Raw genomic sequence first — 16,575 nt, 5'->3', positions numbered from 1 at the left:
CAGGGAGGTTAGTTATGACACGTCGTAAAGGATTCGGAGCTGAAGGTTGGGAATTTCCCGTTCTCATGGTGTTTGGAATGGCCGTCAGTCATTGCGCAGGCGCGGCAATTTTAGCTCCGGGCACAACGGGTATCGTCAATGCCGGGTCGCCTGTGACATTCTGGCGACTTGATAACGCGACTCTGCTCGTCAATCCGGGTGGGGCAACTCAGGGGATCAGCGCTCAGGCAGGATCAACAGTGAATCTCGACGGTGGCTCGGTTTCGGCTATTGATCCTGCCACCCAACCTAACTCTTCCGGCGTCAGCCTGATCGTCAGCAACGGCCTGATCAACGATTCAACCATTTCATCGGTCAATGCTGTTGGCCTGTCTGTCAACCGTCAGATTTCCGGTGCAGGAGGCGGGTCGACTGCCAGTGTCACTAACAGCTCGATCAGCGGCATTGGACGAGGCGTCAATGTCGTGGGCGACAGCACGGCAACGCTGATCAATACCCAAGTGACGAGCAGCGGCAGCGGGCCCGGGGGCGTCATCGCCGATGGAGTGGGGCTGACGGTTATTGGCGGATCGTTATCCCTGCAAGGGGGGGCGGCTACCGGCAGTAACCGGGGCGCGGTTCTGACGGCCGACAACGGCGGCCGAATCACCCCGTCGCTCAGCCTGGATGGCGCCACTCTCACAGGCACCTCCGGCAGCGCAATTCTGATCGGGACAGTCGTCGGCACGGTGACCAACGCCACGGTCACCGTGCAGAACGGTTCCACGCTCAATAGCGGCAATGGCGTGATTCTCGAGGTTGGGCAGGCGGCTACGGCTTCCCGGGCATCGAACGTGAACTTTGTGGCCGATGACAGCCGACTCGTCGGTGATGTCAATGTCATCCAGGGCTCGCTCGCCGACGTCACATTACGTAACAACGCTGCTTTCACCGGCGACATGACCCATATCAACAGTCTGAACATAAATGCCGCCACCATGACCGGCAACGTCATTGCCTTGCCCGGTTCGCCGACTGCGGTCGTCATGGCAAACAACTCGACATTCACAGGATCCATGTCCGACATTGCAAGTCTTGATCTGAGTGCGAGCACCGTGACCGGTAACGTAACCGAGAGCAGTGGATCAGTTGCGAGGGTGTCCATGACCAATGGTGCAAACCTTGTCGGCACAGTGAGCAACCTGGGCAGCCTGAGTCTCGATGGGAGCACTATGACCGGCGACGTGGTGCAGGACGCTGTCACCCCGGTTTCCATCGCGCTCAATAACGGTTCACAACTGACCGGGACAGTGGTTCAGGGGCAACGGATGGCCGTCGACGGGGCCTCCACGTTCAACATGGTCAGTGACTCCTCAGTGGGCGAACTGACAATGGCTGGCGGGACGGTAAACATGCGAGCGGGCGGTCAGGGTTTCCGCACACTCAACGCCAGCAGCCTCGCGGGGAATGGCGCGTTTACGATGGGCACGGATCTGGCCGGACATCTCAGTGACCTGGTCAACGTGGTGGGGAATGCCGATGGGGCGTTTGTGCTGCGTGTGCAGAATACGGGCGTCGAGCCCATCCAGGAGGATTTCGCGCAGAAGGTTGTGCACTCGGGAGGCGGTAGCGCGGCCTTTTCTGTCCTGGGCGGCCAAGTGGACGTGGGGACATTCGTGTACCGGCTCGAAAAAAGAGGCAACGAGTGGTTTCTTGCCCAGGCAACCACCGGTGGAGGCGAACCGCCGGTGGGCCCAGGCGAAGGGGACGGAGGTGAACCGCCGGTGGGCCCAGGCGAAGGGGACGGAGGTGAACCGCCGGTGGGCCCAGGCGAAGGGGGCGGAGGTGAACCGCCGGTGGGTCCAGGCGAAGGCGACGGAGGTGAACCGCCGGTGGGTCCAGGCGAAGGCGACGGAGGTGAACCGCCGGTGGGCCCAGGCGAAGGGGACGGAGGTGTACCGCCAGTCGGTCCTGGCGAGCCGATCATCTCGCCGTCGGCGCGCGCGGTCATCGGAGTGTTCAGTGCCGCCCCTACTGTCTGGTACGGCGAGACCGCTACGTTGCGCAGCCGCATGGGGGAACTGCGCAACGGGCGCGATCAGGGCGGCGTCTGGGCGCGAACCTATGGAAACCGATATAGGGTCTCGGCAACGGACCAGGTCAATTACACACAGACCCAGTCTGGCATTTCATTCGGCGTAGACACCCCGGTCTCTGAAGTAGACGGGCAGTGGCTGGTGGGTGTAATGGGCGGTTACAGCGAATCCGCTCTCGACTTGCAGCGAGGCAGCGATGGTCGGGTCCAGAGTTATTATCTGGGTTTGTACAGCACCTGGCTGTCGACAAGTGGTTACTACGTTGACGCGCTGATCAAGGCCAACCGCTTCCAGAACAAGGCGGATGTGCGCATGAGTGACGGTGAAAAATCGAGGGGTAATTATCAAAACTACGGCATCGGCGGTTCTGTCGAAGTGGGTAAACACATCAAGTTTGCCGAAGACTGGTTTGTCGAACCCTTCGCACAGGTCTCGGCTCTGTGGGTACAGGGAGAGGATTACGCACTTGATAACGGATTGGAGGCCCGCAGCAACAAGGCCGATTCCTTAGTTGCCAAAGCGGGCACCCACTTGGGCAAAAATATTCCGTTGACCGGGGGAGGATTCGTTCAGCCTTATTTGAAAGTCGCCGCGGCCCATGAGTTTGCGCGCAACAACGAAGTCAAAGTCAATCGGACGACGTTTAGCGATGATCTGTCCGGCAGCCGCGGTGAGTTAGGCGCGGGCGTGGCGCTTCAACTCAATAATGTGTTGCAGCTCCATGCCGATGTGGACTACAGCAGTGGCGAAAACATCGAGCAACCCTGGGGTATGAATGTCGGGTTGCGCTATTCCTGGTAATGCGCCTTTTCGCGTGGTTGCGTCTCCGGCGCAGGAAACTTCTCGATTCTTCCACAATTTGTGTACCAAGATAAGTTTGTTTAGGAAATGTCCTACATCACCGTAGGACCTTTCTTGCCGTAATTTAAGAAGTTCTCCTATCAAATGGCCTCTCTTTAAAGCCGCACATCGTTGTGCATGAGGGAGAGGAACTGTTTAATGAAATCCGAAAGAGTATTCATGCGAGCTGCACCCTGGCCCATCGCCGTTTTCCTGGGGACTGCGCTCACGTGCGAAGGGGGATGGGCCAGCTATCTTCGCCCAGGCAGTGAGGCCACAGTCAGTTACGCCGATACACCGGAAGACTGGCGGCTGAATAATGCGCGACTCGTCGTCACCCCGGGAGGTGAAACAGCAAACATTGATGCCCGCTGGAATTCCACCGTTGATATCGACGGTGGCACAGCGACAAGCCGGGGCAGCGCCGGCGTGTTACTCGAGACAAGCCGTGCCGTCATCAACAACGCAACCATTACCGCGCAGAACATCACGTCCTCAACGTCGGAAGCCAGCTTCGGGCTGCATCTGTATCGCTATGACACGGACACGGGCGGCTCAAGCGCGGTTGTCACTAACAGCATCATTTCCGGTGCCGGTCGCGGGATTAACGCATTCGACGGCGCTGAAGTTTCACTGGTGAACACAACCGTCAAAGGCAATGCCGGCGTCGACACAGTGGGGCCTATTTCCGGTGGTGTCGGTATGGTGCTGGGCGGCAGTCGCGCCACGATGTCGGGCAGCACCGTCGTAGGGGAAAACAACGGCGTGGTCATTGTATCAGGTCGAACAGGGGCTCAGTCTTCTGCCGCAAGCCTGGTTGTGGCCGATGGTTCTGCGGTCGTGGGTGAGAATGGCAGCGCCATCCTGGTCAGTGCCGGCAACGCTCCGGCTGTCGAAACCAGGATCGATGTCGCCAACGGCTCCACCCTCAAAGGTGGCAACGGGGTGATCCTCGAGGTAGAAAACGCTGCTATCGCCACATTCAACGTCAGCGCCAGTCAACTGGAAGGTGATGTTCTGGTGCAAGAGGGGTCTACCGCCAAGCTGTCGCTGGATAGCAATGCCAGTCTCACAGGCAAGGTGACTAACGCTACGAGCCTCGCTATCGATCACTCTTCTGCGTGGATCATGCAGGGCCACTCCTCAGTCAACTCGCTCTTGCTGAACGGTGGGACCGTTGATCTGCGAGGGACGACACCCGAATTCAGCCGCTTGACACTGGGCCAACTGGAAGGCAATGGCACATTTGCCATGGGCACCGATCTGGCGGCTGGCGAGAGTGATTTCCTGGAGGTGACAGGAACTGCCGTCGGTAGTTACCAGCTTTTGGTACAAAACACCGGTGTCGATCCGGTTCAGGCCAATGATACCCAGACCCTCGTGCATGTGGCAGAAGGCGATGCACAGTTTTCTCTGCTCGGCGGCAAGGTCGACTTTGGCACCTACGCCTATCAGCTTGAGCAGAACGTGGCCGAAGGCGGCACGGACTGGTCGCTGGTGAAGACCGACGAGCTCTCCGAGTCTTCACAAGCCGTGATCGGCCTGTTCAGCGCCGCGCCAACCATTTGGTATGGCGAATCAGCGACGCTGCGCACTCGCATGGGAGAATTGCGCAACGGTACCGATCAGGGCGGCGGCTGGATTCGCAGCTACGGCAATAAATTCAACATGTCTGCGGGTGGCGGCGTGGCCTATAAGCAAGTCCAGCAGGGGGTAGCGTTCGGTGCTGACGCGCCTTTACCAAGCAACGAGGGCCAATGGCTTGTGGGCCTGATGGGCGGTTACAGCAAGTCCGACCTGGACCTTCAGCAAGGCACATCCGGTACGGTTGACAGCTATTACCTCGGCGCCTATAGCACCTGGCTTGCCGATGATGGGTTCTATGTCGATGCGCTTATCAAGGCCAACCGTTTCCAAAACCATTCCGAAGTGCGCATGAGCGATGGCGAGAAAGCAAAGGGTAATTACAACACTGCAGGCGTCGGTGCCTCGGTAGAGGTCGGCAAGCACATCAAGCTCGCAGATGACTGGTTCGTCGAGCCGTTCGCTCAAGTTTCCGGACTGTTGGTCGGTGGAGAAAGTTACGATCTCGACAACGGCATGCGCGCCAGCAGCAACCGGGCCGATTCGTTGCTGGGCAAAGCCGGTACGCAAGTGGGCCGCACATTCACGCTGGACGATGGGGCATTTGTTCAGCCCTATATGAAGGTGGCCGCTGCTCACGAGTTTGTGTCGCGCAATCGCGTGAGCATCAACGAAAACCGCTTCACAAACGACCTCTCTGGCTCTCGCGTCGAGTTGGGGGCCGGCGTTGCCGCGCAAATGACCGACGTGCTGCAGTTACATGCGGATGTCGACTTTATGAAGGGCCGCAACATCGAACAACCTTGGGGCGTAAGCGTAGGCGTTCGCTATAGCTGGTAACGAAGACGCAACCATTTGCTGTCATGGAAGGGGTCTTCAAAGGCCCCTTATTTCTGAGTGTTCGCTTGGCATCCGTGACGTTAGGGGGGCCTTCCTTTGATATGACCCATTGGCAGAGGGCTTTATGGCTGATCGACAGGGTATCGCTGCGCCCGGCATGAAATCTGCTTTGCAGGTGTAAGCGCCGTAGAGGCAGGTATTGAATCCATGGTCGAGTCGCATAAGCCCCTACTCGCCGACAGAGGATTGCCGTATAACGAGCAACAATCGCGTGTTTGGCAACGAAGGACCCCCAATAAAAGCTGATGAAGACTCCTAAACGCATTGAACCCCTGATCGAAGACGGTCTGGTCGACGAGGTGCTGCGCCCGCTCATGAGCGGCAAAGAGGCAGCTGTTTATGTGGTGCGCTGTGGCAAAGAGCTGCGGTGTGCCAAGGTTTACAAGGAGGCCAATAAACGTAGTTTCCGTCAGGCGGCGGAATACCAGGAGGGCCGCAAGGTCCGCAACAGCCGCCAGGCCCGCGCCATGGCCAAGGGTTCGAAGTTCGGCCGCAAGGAAACCGAAGACGCGTGGCAGAACGCTGAAGTCGCGGCGCTGTTCCGTCTGGCAGGGGCCGGGGTGCGAGTGCCCAAGCCGTACGACTTTCTCGAGGGCGTGCTGCTCATGGAGCTTATTGCCGATGAGTACGGTGATGCCGCGCCGCGTTTGAATGATGTGACGCTTGAGCCCGATCAGGCGCGCGAGTATCACGCGTTCCTGATTCAGCAAATCGTGCTAATGCTGTGTACCGGCCTGGTGCACGGTGACCTGTCCGAGTTCAATGTGCTGCTCACGCCTACCGGGCCGGTCATTATTGACTTGCCGCAAGCGGTAGATGCTGCGGGCAACAATCATGCATTCACCATGCTGGAGCGCGACGTCGGCAACATGGCGTCCTACTTCGGCCGGTTTGCGCCCGAGCTGAAAGAAACGCGCTACGCACGGGAGATGTGGTCCCACTTCGAAGCCGGCACGTTGTCCCCTGCGACCGTGCTGACCGGGGAATTTGCAGATCCGGATGATATTGCCGACGTCGGCAGTGTCTTGCGCGAGATCGAAGCGGCGCGACTGGATGACGCAAGGCGCCAGGCCGCGCGAACGGCGGACGATGCGCCGCCGAACAAGTCAGAAGAACCGCCTCCGCCTTGGATGCAGTAGCAACCCGCCAATGAAGCGCTGGATCAGTGTCCAGCGCTTCATCTAACGATGCTCAGCCACCGCCAGGTCTGGCAGGGATTCAGTGGTAGACAGGGTCCGGATCGGGTTCGAGAGGGTTGCATCCGGCTGCTACCGTTTTGGTATACCCCACGTATGGCCTCCACGGCTCCAGATTCCACTCAGGTTTTTCCCGCGCGATGTAGAGGTGACAGGTCAACTGATTGATCATGCCCCGGTTATTCGACCAATGTTCGCTCTGTCCGAACTTCTTGACGACTTCATAAAACATGTACGCCGTTTCAGTTGCGTCGATGTAGCGGCCGCATGCACTGGGTGTCAGTGACAGCATCCATTCGTTGAATTGATAATCGCTGCTGAAGCGATACACCCATTTTCCGCTCTGAATGTACTCACTGCAGTTCTGGGCAACAGAAGGTTTAAGGGGCTGTTTCATGGCCACCTCTGCAGCTGAGAGCTGTGTGGCGGCAGCGCCGGCCAATAACGCGGCGATTAAAAGCATCCTTGTTTTCATGGGGCGTTCCTCGCCAACTAACGTTTGAACAGCAGCTTGATGAGCACATAGGCGCTCGCTATGAAGCGTTGAATAGCATCGCGCGTAGCCGGATCGAATTGCTCGATCGTTCCAGGATCGACTTCCTTGTACTTCAAGTCGTTGACCCGCAGTATTTGCGAGTAAAAGATTTGACTATTGCCGAAGCGTTTCAAGCTCCAGTTAAACAGTACGGGCCTACCCCTGTTTGCGTTCAGCCAGGTTTGATCAATAGTGAAGTTTATATAGTTGCCGTTAAACTGTTTTATAGGACTTTCAACGGTGGTCAGCCCGATGAACCGCGCCTGCGCCGAGTAGTAATCAGTCGCAAACTGAACGCGCAGGTTGTTGTTGTCCGGGCTATTGATGGTGGGCGCGGCAATGGCACCGGAATGGCCCATGACCGTCAAGGACAAGGCCAGAGACCTATGCACTTCGTTGCTGGGCGGCCGTACCACGGTGTATTTGATGGTTGCGTTGACCCCGATGCAGTCGATGACCTCGTACATGGAAATCTTGAAGACCAGCGGAATCGCAGGATTGGTCACCGTTTGGATCTCGGAGTCTATCGTGACGCTCCTGCCCACCCAAGACACACGCACCGTATCTCCATTCAGGGCACCATAGGCAGGAATCTCCACGTAACCATCGCCTTCGTAGGCGTAATAATTGATCTGCTCTCTGCCGTTCCCTGCACTTGTCGCATTTTTGAAATGGGGTTCGACAAGGTTCATCTCATTATTCTGTTGGATGTTGACGGTCCATGGATTGGAGATAACGCCATCAACGCGAGCAGTAAAGGTATGTGTGCCTTGTGCGAGCCCCGCAGCGGGTAAGTTCCATGTGCCATCGGCCTGGAGTGTGGCGGTGCCAAGAGGAACTCCATTGTCGAGAACTTGTACTGATCCTGCTGTAGGCGGAAGACGCGCCATTTTGTAAACTCCTTTTAAGTAGGGGTTGCGTGACTCCTTGTCTTGACTTCAATGTATAGATGGAGAGAGCGCGGTATGCCATGTTCTTCAAATATTGATTCGCGATAGTGTCCTGTCAGGCATATAGCGAATAACCTGCGGGCGTCGGCAATACCGAGTTGCCTGTTGGCCGTTGTGAAAGGGAATCAGGGGAGGGTGCGCATCGCGCAGGCATCGCTAGCTGAAGTTGATTACTTTCAGCTCATCCTTGCCAGGGCGGCAAGGTCGTTCTGAGCCGTTATCAGTAATTCAAATCCGCTTTTTTCAGATACATCCCGTTGGGCCCGGACGCGATGCGGTATTTCAGAACGTCACCTGCATTGATGTGCAGGCGTGTGTTGTTCTGCGCCTCAATGCCCGGCGAGCAGCCCGGCGTCTGGCCTGGCAGTACACGCAAGCGCACAGACAGGTCGCCCGCGGGCAGGTTGAAGGAGCGAGACTCTTCCTGGTACAGGCGCCCGACGAGTTGGTCCTGCATGAAGATCCCGATTTCGCAGGACGTGGAGATCTCCAGGCGCTCGCGGGAAATGATCAGCACGCCATAGTCCTGATCGGCATGAGCCCAGGATGCGCAAGCCAACAGTCCGGCGAAACCTGCAATACGAAAGGCTGACCAGCGCATGTCTGATTCTCCTGATATGACGGTTGTAGGCGCACTCTGGCGCAGAGTGCGGATGAATGCCAGCCCGGCCGATTCACCGGAAACTTGACCTTGCCCCGACGGAAAGGTCTTAGATGGCGTCATCACACGTTTTCGATGGGAAGAGGAGTCAGCAAATGCAGGTATTCAAGGTTCAAGGCATGACCTGCGCACATTGCGTGCGAGCCGTCACTGGCGCCATTCAGGGGCAAGACCCCACGGCGCAGGTGCAGGTTGATCTCGCCACAGGCGAGGTGAAAGTCCAGAGTCAGCTTGAGGCTGAGCAGATTGTGAGATTGATCGAAGAAGAAGGTTACACCACGACGCGCACATAGCAGTGCTGGGCTCTTCCCGGCTAAAGCCAGTCCTACACAACCGTCGCGCGCATTGTAGGACCGGCTTCAGCCGGGAAGACGTCGGGCATCACACTGAAAAACCAGGAGCGCATCACTCAATAGTGATACCACTTCAGCTCAAGCATCACTTCATTCACCGGCGAGGTCAGCTGGCTGAAATCCCGCTGGGCGCTGAGCCGCAGGCCGAGATTGCGCGACAGTTCCCATTGTTGATTGAGGCTGATGTTGCGCCGCACTTCGCCGTTGGTGAAGTAATCGCCCTTGGTTTCCAGGCTGAAATTCCCCAGCGGGTTACGCCACAGCACGCCGGTATTGAAACCCGCCGCCGGCGAAATAAGCGCCGAGAAATCGTTGTTGTGTTCAACCCGCACGGTGCCCAGTGCGAAGCCCAGCACGTCATCCCCCAATTTCCATGTGCCGCCCGCGCCGCCGTTGACGTGACTTACCAGATTCTCGTCGCCGTGCTTGCCCAGCACCCGCTCAAGGCCACCCGCCACTTGCCACGACCAGGGCTGCAATAGCTCGTTGCGCGGTGTCAGCGAACGGATGGTCGCCAGATCGAGCCGCTGGACCTGCCAATGACTGTCTTCGTATTGGCGCAGCTTGAGCTGCAGGATTTCGATCTGCGCGCCGAGCGGAAAGCCATACGCGTTGTCATTCAAATCGTGATACGCCATCCGCAGGCCGTATTCGGCGAATGCTTTGTCATCCCGGGTGCCCGCACCCAGTTGCCAGGTACGCGACTCATGACCGTCTTCCGGCAGACCCGGGCGTTCAATCTCCAACGGCGGCGGCGGATTGGTGCTGATCGCACGCAGCAGGTCATAGCTGCGTTGCGCGCTCGTCGGATCACGTTCCTGGCCGTTGGCGCGATACCGCTCCAGCCTGTAGGCCGCGTCCTGAATCAATGCGCGACGTTCCTTCGGCAACGCGAGGTAATCGGCGCTCTGCATCTGCCTCTGGTCCGCACTGACTTTCAGGACCCACTGCTGCTCATCGTGATTCAGCGGCTCGGCGCGGCTCAGCAGCTCCCGTTCCCTGGAAGGGCGATACTCGATCTTCTCGACCAGACCCGCTTCCTTGACCGCGCGCACGGTGTCCGTGGGAATGGCGGTCAGACGAAACTGCGGCGTCAGGTCCAGACTAGGGCGAGCCACCTGAAGCAGCTCTAGCAAGCGGTAGGAGCAGTTCTCGTCAAAAAAGAAATACCCGAAGCGAATCTGTTTGAGTTCCCACACGTGCTCGACCATGCGCCGGGTTTCTTCGGGCGTCAGGTTGAGGCGGTATTCCCACAGATCGCGGTTCTCCAGGCTACGGTACTCGGAGAGTTTTTCCTGGTACGGCACCAGCGCGAACAGCCCCGGGTAGCCTCCTGCCAAGCCTTTCCACGCATACAGAATGCTGTTGTCGGAACCCTCGATGTAAGCGCCGAAATTAATCGCGTAGCTGAGCAAAGCGGTCTTGTTGGCCTGCACGTCCGCCTGATCGATGCGCAGCAGCGTGTGGCCGAACATGGACGACGGGCTGTTGAGGTAGGCCGCCGGGAAGATCAGCACGGTGCTGTCCGGGGCCACATCGGAAAACCATTTGTTGAATTCTTTGCAGTCAACCGCGGGCAAATCGGTCAGCTTCAATTCGTCGCGCAGAAAGCGCGTGCGGGAGGGGTAAACGCATTGCGGATGGGCGTTTTCCTGGCCTTGGGTGACAGGACGGTAGATCGCCTCAAGCGTCGCGGCCAGCTCGGCTTTGGGGTCATGGGCGCCGTTCTGGGCGAGGAAGAATTTCGGGTCGTCGACATAGCTGCGCCAGCCACCCAGCTTGCCGGCTTCATAGTGGCCGATGGATATCCAGAATCTGGAATTGGCCAGTTGCTGCAAACGATCATTGTCGACGTGAGGCGCGGCGTACAGCGGGGCGCAGACACAGAGCATCAGCCAGGCAAGGCGTTTGAGCATAGATTGGCAACTAGTCAGAAGTGGGCAGGGCAGAGAACCTGCCTTCCGGGGAGGAAGGCAGGCGGCACGACTTTAAGCTTGGGTCGCGTATTTAGCCAGAGTCGGATCGTTCTTCAGGATGTCGATGGTGTTGGTGTGAACGTCTTCAGCAGTGGCGTCGGCCTTGGTGAAGATCTGCTGATAGTGCTCGTGGGTGACTGCGGCGAAATGCGCACGGTCTTCCGGTGCAACGCCCAACACGACCGCGTACGTGGTCAGTGCTTCGCCTTGGCCCATGGCCATGTCCTTGGAAAGCTCATCCATCATGCCGTTCATGGCAATCCAGGATTTGCCGCCGTAAGTCAGCGCGCTGTTGGTGGAGCAACCGTTGGTGCCCGAGGTCATGCCGAAGGTGGCGTTGCCCGAAGTACCGTTGGTGGTGGAAGCGAGGAAGTGAGCGGGAGTACCGCGTTGACCTTCAAACAGCATGTTGCCCCAACCGCAGTCCGGACCGCCAGGCGCTTGAGCCATGGCGTTGATGGACACAGCGGCGAAGAGAGTACCAAGAAGAATCCGTTTCATAGCTTTAGTCTCTGTTGTTTCAACCAAGGGTCGGATTCCTGGCCGTAAGGGCGCCAGGGCGAACCGGTTATTTAAATTGTTACCGGTCGCGCAAGTTGGAGTTTAGGCACGATATGAACGTTCCGTCAGCAATTGCAGATTGTTGCGTGTAATCCACCTCCGCCGGGTGTGTAGGCAGGTTCCTCATACGGAAAAGCGATCAGGTGGTTCATGCCTTGCCAGTGCGGTGCGGCGAGCGCCAGAATGCGCCCATCTGCCCCGCCTGATGTAAGGATGTCCGATGCCCGATTCTGTTGCTGCCAGCTTGCGACTTGCGCCCGAAGCGCTGACCCGTCCCTTTTCCGCTGAACAGTTCAGCTTCACGACAACCAACGATCTGGAACCCTTTCGCGGCGTGCTCGGCCAGGAACGAGCGGTCGAAGCCCTGCAATTTGGCGTCGCCATGCCGCGCCCCGGCTACAACGTGTTCGTCATGGGCGAGCCTGGCACCGGGCGCTTTTCCTTCGTCAAACGCTACCTCAAGGCCGAAGCCAAGCGCATGCAGACGCCGTCGGACTGGGTGTACGTCAACAATTTTGACGACGCCCGCGAGCCGCGCGCACTGGAATTGCCGCCTGGCAGCGCCAGCGCGTTCATTGCTGACATCAATGGACTGATCGACAACCTGCTGTCGACGTTTCCTGCGGTGTTCGAGCATCCGTCCTACCAGCAAAAGAAGAGCTCGATCGACCGCGCCTTCAACCAGCGCTATGACCGTGCACTCGACGTCATCGAGCGTCTTGCGCTGGAAAAGGACATCGCGCTGTACCGCGACAACACCAATATCGCCTTCACCCCGATGCTCGAAGGCAAGGCGCTGGACGAGGCCGAGTTTTCGCAATTGCCGGAAGTCGAGCGCGAGCGTTTTCACACCGATATTTCGGCGCTGGAGGAGCGCTTGAATGAAGAGCTCGCCAGCCTGCCGCAGTGGAAGCGCGAGTCCAACAACCAGATGCGTGAGCTCAATGAAGAGACCATCATCCTCGCGCTTCAGCCCCTGCTGGCACCGTTATCCGAGCAGTACGCCGAAAACGCCGCTGTGTGCGCCTACCTCCAGGCGGTGCAGGTCAACCTGCTGAAAACCGTGGTCGAGCAACTGGTCGACGACAGCAAAACCGATGCCCAGGCACGCAAGCTGCTCGAAGAGCAATACTGTCCAAGCCTGATGGTCGGCCATGCCGCCAGCGGTGGTGCGCCGGTGGTGTTCGAACCACACCCGACTTACGACAACCTCTTCGGCCGTATCGAATACAGCACCGATCAGGGCGCGCTTTACACCACCTATCGTCAGCTACGGCCCGGAGCGTTTCACCGGGCCAACGGCGGCTTTCTGGTGCTCGAAGCCGAGAAAATGCTCAGCGAGCCATTTGTGTGGGACGCCCTCAAGCGCTCCCTGCAATCGCGCAAGCTGAAGATGGAAGCACCGTTGGGTGAACTGGGTCGTCTGGCTACCGTGACCCTGACCCCGCAGACCATTCCACTGCAGGTCAAAGTCATCATCATTGGCGCACGATCGCTCTATTACACGCTGCAGGACCTCGATCCGGACTTCCAGGAGATGTTCCGGGTGCTGGTGGATTTCGACGAAGACATCCCGATGGTCGACGAGAGCCTGGAGCAATTCGCCCAGTTGCTCAAAACCCGGACCTCGGAGGAGGGCATGGCGCCACTGACGGCGGACGCGGTCGCGCGCCTTGCCACGTACAGTGCGCGTCTCGCCGAGCATCAGGGGCGCTTGTCGGCGCGCATCGGCGATCTGTTTCAACTGGTCAGCGAGGCGGACTTCATCCGCAGCGTGGCCGGTGACGAGCGCACCGACGCCGGACACATCGAGCGGGCGTTGAAGGCCAAGGCCACACGCACCGGTCGTGTGTCCGCACGCATTCTTGACGACATGCTGGCGGGCATCATCCTGATCGACACCCATGGCGCGGCGGTCGGCAAATGCAACGGCCTGACGGTGCTGGAAGTGGGGGATTCCGCGTTCGGTGTGCCGGCGCGCATTTCAGCGACGGTCTACCCGGGCGGCAGCGGCATCGTCGACATCGAGCGTGAGGTCAACCTGGGTCAGCCGATTCACTCCAAGGGCGTAATGATCTTGACCGGTTATCTGGGCAGCCGTTATGCCCAGGAATTCCCGCTGGCCATTTCTGCGAGCATCGCGCTGGAGCAGTCATACGGCTACGTCGATGGCGACAGCGCGTCCCTCGGCGAGGTCTGCACGCTGATTTCCGCACTGTCGAAAACCCCGCTCAAGCAGTGCTTCGCCATCACCGGCTCGATCAACCAGTTCGGTGAGGTCCAGGCGGTCGGCGGCGTCAACGAGAAGATCGAGGGCTTCTTCCGACTCTGCGAAGCCCGAGGTCTTACGGGCGATCAAGGCGCCATCATTCCCCATGCCAACGTTGCCACGCTGATGCTCGACGAGCGCGTGCTGCAAGCGGTTCGCGCCGGCCAGTTCCACGTGTACGCCGTGCGTCAGGTGGATGAAGCGCTGAGCCTGTTGGTGGGCATGCCGGTCGGAGAAGCGGACGAAGACGGTCAGTTCCCCGATGATTCGGTCAACGGCAGGGTAGTGGACCGCCTGCGCGACATCGCTGAAATGCTCAGCGACGACGACCTCAAAGAGCTCGAAAAGGAGGCGCCACAATTACAGCCCGAGCTGAAAAGCTAGGCCTTTGACGTCAATGAAACGGGGCGCTTGATGGCAGAATGACCATTCGGCGCCCTTTTCGTTTTCGCGCTTTTCCAACGGGGTATTTGTTCGATATTGTCGGGTCGCAGCAGTTGTCAAAGGGACTGACGCATTTCTCTCGTTACGCGAAGGAGATGAATACTGCAATCAATGAGGAGCTCGCCATGCCGCGCAGCCTCTGTCTTACTCGCCAATGCCTGGGTCTGGTGACCCGAATCGAATGTGTCGTTCGCCCGTTGTCAGGCGATACAGGAATGTGGACCTTGTTGTTCGCTGCCGGAATGTCTGGCGAACAGCCCTCGGCACTCAAGGCTCAGGGGCCTTTTCATGGACCGATTGCTGCCGAATCGGTGCTTGATGCCATTGCTGAAAGCCTTGTGTTGCATGGCTATGAAACGGCGGAGGAGATCCCGATCTGGAGCCTTCACCTTCAAGGGGAGCTGCGAAGAATCAACAGCGACGCTGCTCAGGCTCAGCGGACGTCTCCGGTCAACTGATCCCAGCCTCTCGACGCGTCCGCATGTGCTTTCTTCGGTCTCCAAAATGCGGATTCGTCGATCTCCTCCGGCGCCCGATCGGGCGTTATTGTTTCAACTCTTTTCGCGGTGGGTTGTGCTAATTGGCCTTCGCCCTATACTCGCGAGCTTTTCAATGATCTGTGAGCTTCAATGGAACGTTTTATCGAAAATGCCATGTACGCATCGCGCTGGTTGCTGGCGCCGATCTACTTCGGTTTGTCTCTGGGGCTTCTGGCGCTGGCGCTGAAGTTTTTCCAGGAAATCTTTCACATCATCCCTAACGTGTTCGCGCTGGCCGAATCGGACCTGATTCTGGTGCTGCTGTCGTTGATCGACATGGCGCTGGTCGGTGGTCTGCTGGTCATGGTGATGATCTCCGGCTACGAAAACTTCGTGTCTCAACTCGATATCGACGAAGGCAAGGAAAAGCTCAACTGGCTGGGCAAGATGGATTCTTCGTCGCTGAAGATGAAAGTCGCCGCGTCCATCGTCGCGATTTCGTCCATTCACCTGTTGCGGGTGTTCATGGACGCCAAGAACATCGAGCCTCAATACCTGATGTGGTACGTGATCATCCACATGACCTTTGTTGTATCGGCCTGCGCCATGGGCTTTCTGGACAAAGTCACCAAGCACTGATCGACTTCCTGCGACCCGCGAGGATTTGCCATGAACCTTCAGGAACTCATTTCCCACGCTAGCACCGGTGCGGTTGACGAGCTCAATCTGATCTCCATCGAAGGCGGCATTTACTTGCTGGAAGCGAGGATGCAGGGCGTCGCGCATCGTTTGGTCGACACGCAGAACAAGGCACTGCACCTGCGCTCAGTCGAGCACGCGCGCGAACTGCTGCAGCCGGTTGCGCCGATGCCGTTCAATCTGGTCCACGCCGTGGTTCACGACGAGATGTGCCGCGTGAGCGACGATTTGAATCAGGACGTCAAAATCCCCTTGGCTTTTCGATCCGCCTGGTAGTGGTTACGGGTATTACGCTTTGTGCTAGGCTGCCCGGCCTTTAAATACGGGCGCCCGAGGGCGCTCTTCAGCGGAGCAGTCTCATGTCCGAAGTCAATCTGTCCACCGACGAAACCCGCGTCAGCTACGGTATTGGTCGTCAGCTGGGCGACCAACTGCGTGACAACCCGCCGCCGGGCGTCGACCTCGACGCCATTCTGGCCGGTCTGACCGACGCCTTTGCCGGCAAACCGAGCCGCGTTGGCCAGGAAGAAATGGGTGCGAGCTTCAAAGTCATCCGCGAAATCATGCAAGCCGAAGCAGCGGCCAAAGCTGAAGCAGCAGCTGGCGCCGGCAAGGAATACCTGACCGAGAACGCCAAGCGTGATGGCGTTACCACTCTGGCCTCCGGTCTGCAATATGAAGTGATCACTGCGGGCGAAGGCGCTCAGCCGACCCGCGAAAGCAACGTGCGCACTCACTACCACGGGATGCTGATCGACGGCACTGTGTTTGACAGCTCCTACGATCGTGGCGAGCCGGCTGAATTCCCGGTTGGCGGCGTGATCCCAGGCTGGACCGAAGCCCTGCAACTGATGAAGGCCGGCAGCAAATGGCGTCTGTATGTTCCTAGCGAACTGGCCTACGGCGCTCAAGGCGTTGGCAGCATTCCGCCGCACAGCGTTCTGGTCTTCGACGTTGAACTGCTCGACGTTCTGTAAGCCTCTGTAGCGACCGCTTCACGCTCGACGGATGCCGAGTCAGCCCCGCGCTGGCTCGGCATTGTCATTTTAGGTG

The 16,575-nt window shown here is 58.5% G+C and carries 14 protein-coding genes; 9 read left to right on the top strand and 5 right to left on the bottom strand.

The genetic code is table 11. The features are described 5' to 3' along the window. Positions 1–14 precede the first annotated feature (14 nt). From IFT99_RS14865 to IFT99_RS14855, 3 genes are all read left to right on the top strand, one after another. Positions 15–2,876, top strand: coding sequence for an autotransporter outer membrane beta-barrel domain-containing protein (locus tag IFT99_RS14865; protein ID WP_192133184.1), 2,862 nt, complete (start codon positions 15–17; stop codon positions 2,874–2,876). A gap of 198 nt (positions 2,877–3,074) precedes the next feature. Continuing rightward, a complete protein-coding gene (locus IFT99_RS14860) occupies positions 3,075–5,339 on the top strand; it encodes an autotransporter outer membrane beta-barrel domain-containing protein (protein ID WP_192133182.1) in 2,265 nt (754 codons plus the stop codon). Between the two features lie 305 nt (positions 5,340–5,644). Next, positions 5,645–6,538: a PA4780 family RIO1-like protein kinase gene (locus tag IFT99_RS14855; RefSeq protein ID WP_192133180.1), complete on the top strand. Its 894-nt coding sequence runs from the start codon at positions 5,645–5,647 to the stop codon at positions 6,536–6,538. 79 nt (positions 6,539–6,617) lie between these two features. Here IFT99_RS14855 and IFT99_RS14850 read toward each other — a convergent pair whose 3' ends face one another. The 3 genes from IFT99_RS14850 to IFT99_RS14840 all read right to left on the bottom strand — a co-directional run bounded on the left by IFT99_RS14850 (position 6,618) and on the right by IFT99_RS14840 (position 8,681). After that, positions 6,618–7,070 carry a DUF2599 domain-containing protein gene (locus tag IFT99_RS14850; protein WP_065987690.1) on the bottom strand — a complete coding sequence of 151 codons (453 nt, stop codon included), beginning with the start codon at positions 7,068–7,070 and terminating at the stop codon, positions 6,618–6,620. A 17-nt stretch (positions 7,071–7,087) separates the two neighbouring features. Continuing rightward, positions 7,088–8,020: an Ig-like domain-containing protein gene (locus IFT99_RS14845; RefSeq protein WP_192133178.1), complete on the bottom strand. Its 933-nt coding sequence runs from the start codon at positions 8,018–8,020 to the stop codon at positions 7,088–7,090. 280 nt (positions 8,021–8,300) lie between these two features. Further along, positions 8,301–8,681, bottom strand: coding sequence for a hypothetical protein (locus tag IFT99_RS14840; protein WP_065987688.1), 381 nt, complete (start codon positions 8,679–8,681; stop codon positions 8,301–8,303). A 155-nt stretch (positions 8,682–8,836) separates the two neighbouring features. Between IFT99_RS14840 and IFT99_RS14835 the strand changes: the two genes are divergently transcribed. Beyond that, entirely contained in the window at positions 8,837–9,034 is a 198-nt protein-coding gene (locus IFT99_RS14835) for a heavy-metal-associated domain-containing protein (protein ID WP_192133176.1), read from the top strand. Between the two features lie 116 nt (positions 9,035–9,150). Here IFT99_RS14835 and IFT99_RS14830 read toward each other — a convergent pair whose 3' ends face one another. Then, a complete protein-coding gene (locus IFT99_RS14830) occupies positions 9,151–11,010 on the bottom strand; it encodes an Lnb N-terminal periplasmic domain-containing protein (RefSeq protein WP_192133174.1) in 1,860 nt (619 codons plus the stop codon). Between the two features lie 72 nt (positions 11,011–11,082). After that, positions 11,083–11,571 carry a DUF3015 domain-containing protein gene (locus IFT99_RS14825; RefSeq protein ID WP_065987685.1) on the bottom strand — a complete coding sequence of 163 codons (489 nt, stop codon included), beginning with the start codon at positions 11,569–11,571 and terminating at the stop codon, positions 11,083–11,085. A gap of 280 nt (positions 11,572–11,851) precedes the next feature. On the opposite strand from IFT99_RS14825, the gene IFT99_RS14820 reads away from it, so the two are divergent. The 5 genes from IFT99_RS14820 to IFT99_RS14800 all read left to right on the top strand — a co-directional run bounded on the left by IFT99_RS14820 (position 11,852) and on the right by IFT99_RS14800 (position 16,499). Beyond that, the gene (locus IFT99_RS14820; RefSeq protein ID WP_192133172.1) at positions 11,852–14,284 is read left to right on the top strand and encodes a Lon protease family protein; all 2,433 of its coding nucleotides are present in this window, start codon (positions 11,852–11,854) and stop codon (positions 14,282–14,284) included. A 185-nt stretch (positions 14,285–14,469) separates the two neighbouring features. Then, positions 14,470–14,802: a PA4575 family protein gene (locus IFT99_RS14815; protein WP_192133290.1), complete on the top strand. Its 333-nt coding sequence runs from the start codon at positions 14,470–14,472 to the stop codon at positions 14,800–14,802. 171 nt (positions 14,803–14,973) lie between these two features. Further along, positions 14,974–15,462 carry a TIGR00645 family protein gene (locus tag IFT99_RS14810; RefSeq protein ID WP_122535348.1) on the top strand — a complete coding sequence of 163 codons (489 nt, stop codon included), beginning with the start codon at positions 14,974–14,976 and terminating at the stop codon, positions 15,460–15,462. A gap of 30 nt (positions 15,463–15,492) precedes the next feature. Then, the gene (locus IFT99_RS14805) at positions 15,493–15,798 is read left to right on the top strand and encodes a DUF6482 family protein (protein WP_192133170.1); all 306 of its coding nucleotides are present in this window, start codon (positions 15,493–15,495) and stop codon (positions 15,796–15,798) included. Between the two features lie 83 nt (positions 15,799–15,881). Next, entirely contained in the window at positions 15,882–16,499 is a 618-nt protein-coding gene (locus tag IFT99_RS14800) for an FKBP-type peptidyl-prolyl cis-trans isomerase (RefSeq protein WP_122535350.1), read from the top strand. Positions 16,500–16,575 lie beyond the last annotated feature (76 nt).

Source organism: Pseudomonas sp. CFBP 8772 (assembly GCF_014841665.1).
Taxonomy (GTDB): domain Bacteria; phylum Pseudomonadota; class Gammaproteobacteria; order Pseudomonadales; family Pseudomonadaceae; genus Aquipseudomonas; species Aquipseudomonas graminis_B.
This window is presented reverse-complemented; position numbering and strand designations above follow the sequence as displayed.

Bases quoted from the DNA above. Each gene is read 5' to 3' on its own strand.
- IFT99_RS14805 (WP_192133170.1), top strand. From the start codon at position 15,493: ATGAACCTTCAGGAACTCATTTCCCACGCTAGCACCGGTGCGGTTGAC.
- IFT99_RS14855 (WP_192133180.1), top strand. From the start codon at position 5,645: ATGAAGACTCCTAAACGCATTGAACCCCTGATCGAAGACGGTCTGGTC.
- IFT99_RS14840 (WP_065987688.1), bottom strand. From the start codon at position 8,681: ATGCGCTGGTCAGCCTTTCGTATTGCAGGTTTCGCCGGACTGTTGGCT.
- IFT99_RS14820 (WP_192133172.1), top strand. From the start codon at position 11,852: ATGCCCGATTCTGTTGCTGCCAGCTTGCGACTTGCGCCCGAAGCGCTG.
- IFT99_RS14825 (WP_065987685.1), bottom strand. From the start codon at position 11,571: ATGAAACGGATTCTTCTTGGTACTCTCTTCGCCGCTGTGTCCATCAAC.
- IFT99_RS14830 (WP_192133174.1), bottom strand. From the start codon at position 11,010: ATGCTCAAACGCCTTGCCTGGCTGATGCTCTGTGTCTGCGCCCCGCTG.
- IFT99_RS14850 (WP_065987690.1), bottom strand. From the start codon at position 7,070: ATGAAAACAAGGATGCTTTTAATCGCCGCGTTATTGGCCGGCGCTGCC.
- IFT99_RS14860 (WP_192133182.1), top strand. From the start codon at position 3,075: ATGAAATCCGAAAGAGTATTCATGCGAGCTGCACCCTGGCCCATCGCC.
- IFT99_RS14835 (WP_192133176.1), top strand. From the start codon at position 8,837: ATGCAGGTATTCAAGGTTCAAGGCATGACCTGCGCACATTGCGTGCGA.
- IFT99_RS14845 (WP_192133178.1), bottom strand. From the start codon at position 8,020: ATGGCGCGTCTTCCGCCTACAGCAGGATCAGTACAAGTTCTCGACAAT.
- IFT99_RS14810 (WP_122535348.1), top strand. From the start codon at position 14,974: ATGGAACGTTTTATCGAAAATGCCATGTACGCATCGCGCTGGTTGCTG.
- IFT99_RS14815 (WP_192133290.1), top strand. From the start codon at position 14,470: ATGCCGCGCAGCCTCTGTCTTACTCGCCAATGCCTGGGTCTGGTGACC.
- IFT99_RS14800 (WP_122535350.1), top strand. From the start codon at position 15,882: ATGTCCGAAGTCAATCTGTCCACCGACGAAACCCGCGTCAGCTACGGT.
- IFT99_RS14865 (WP_192133184.1), top strand. From the start codon at position 15: ATGACACGTCGTAAAGGATTCGGAGCTGAAGGTTGGGAATTTCCCGTT.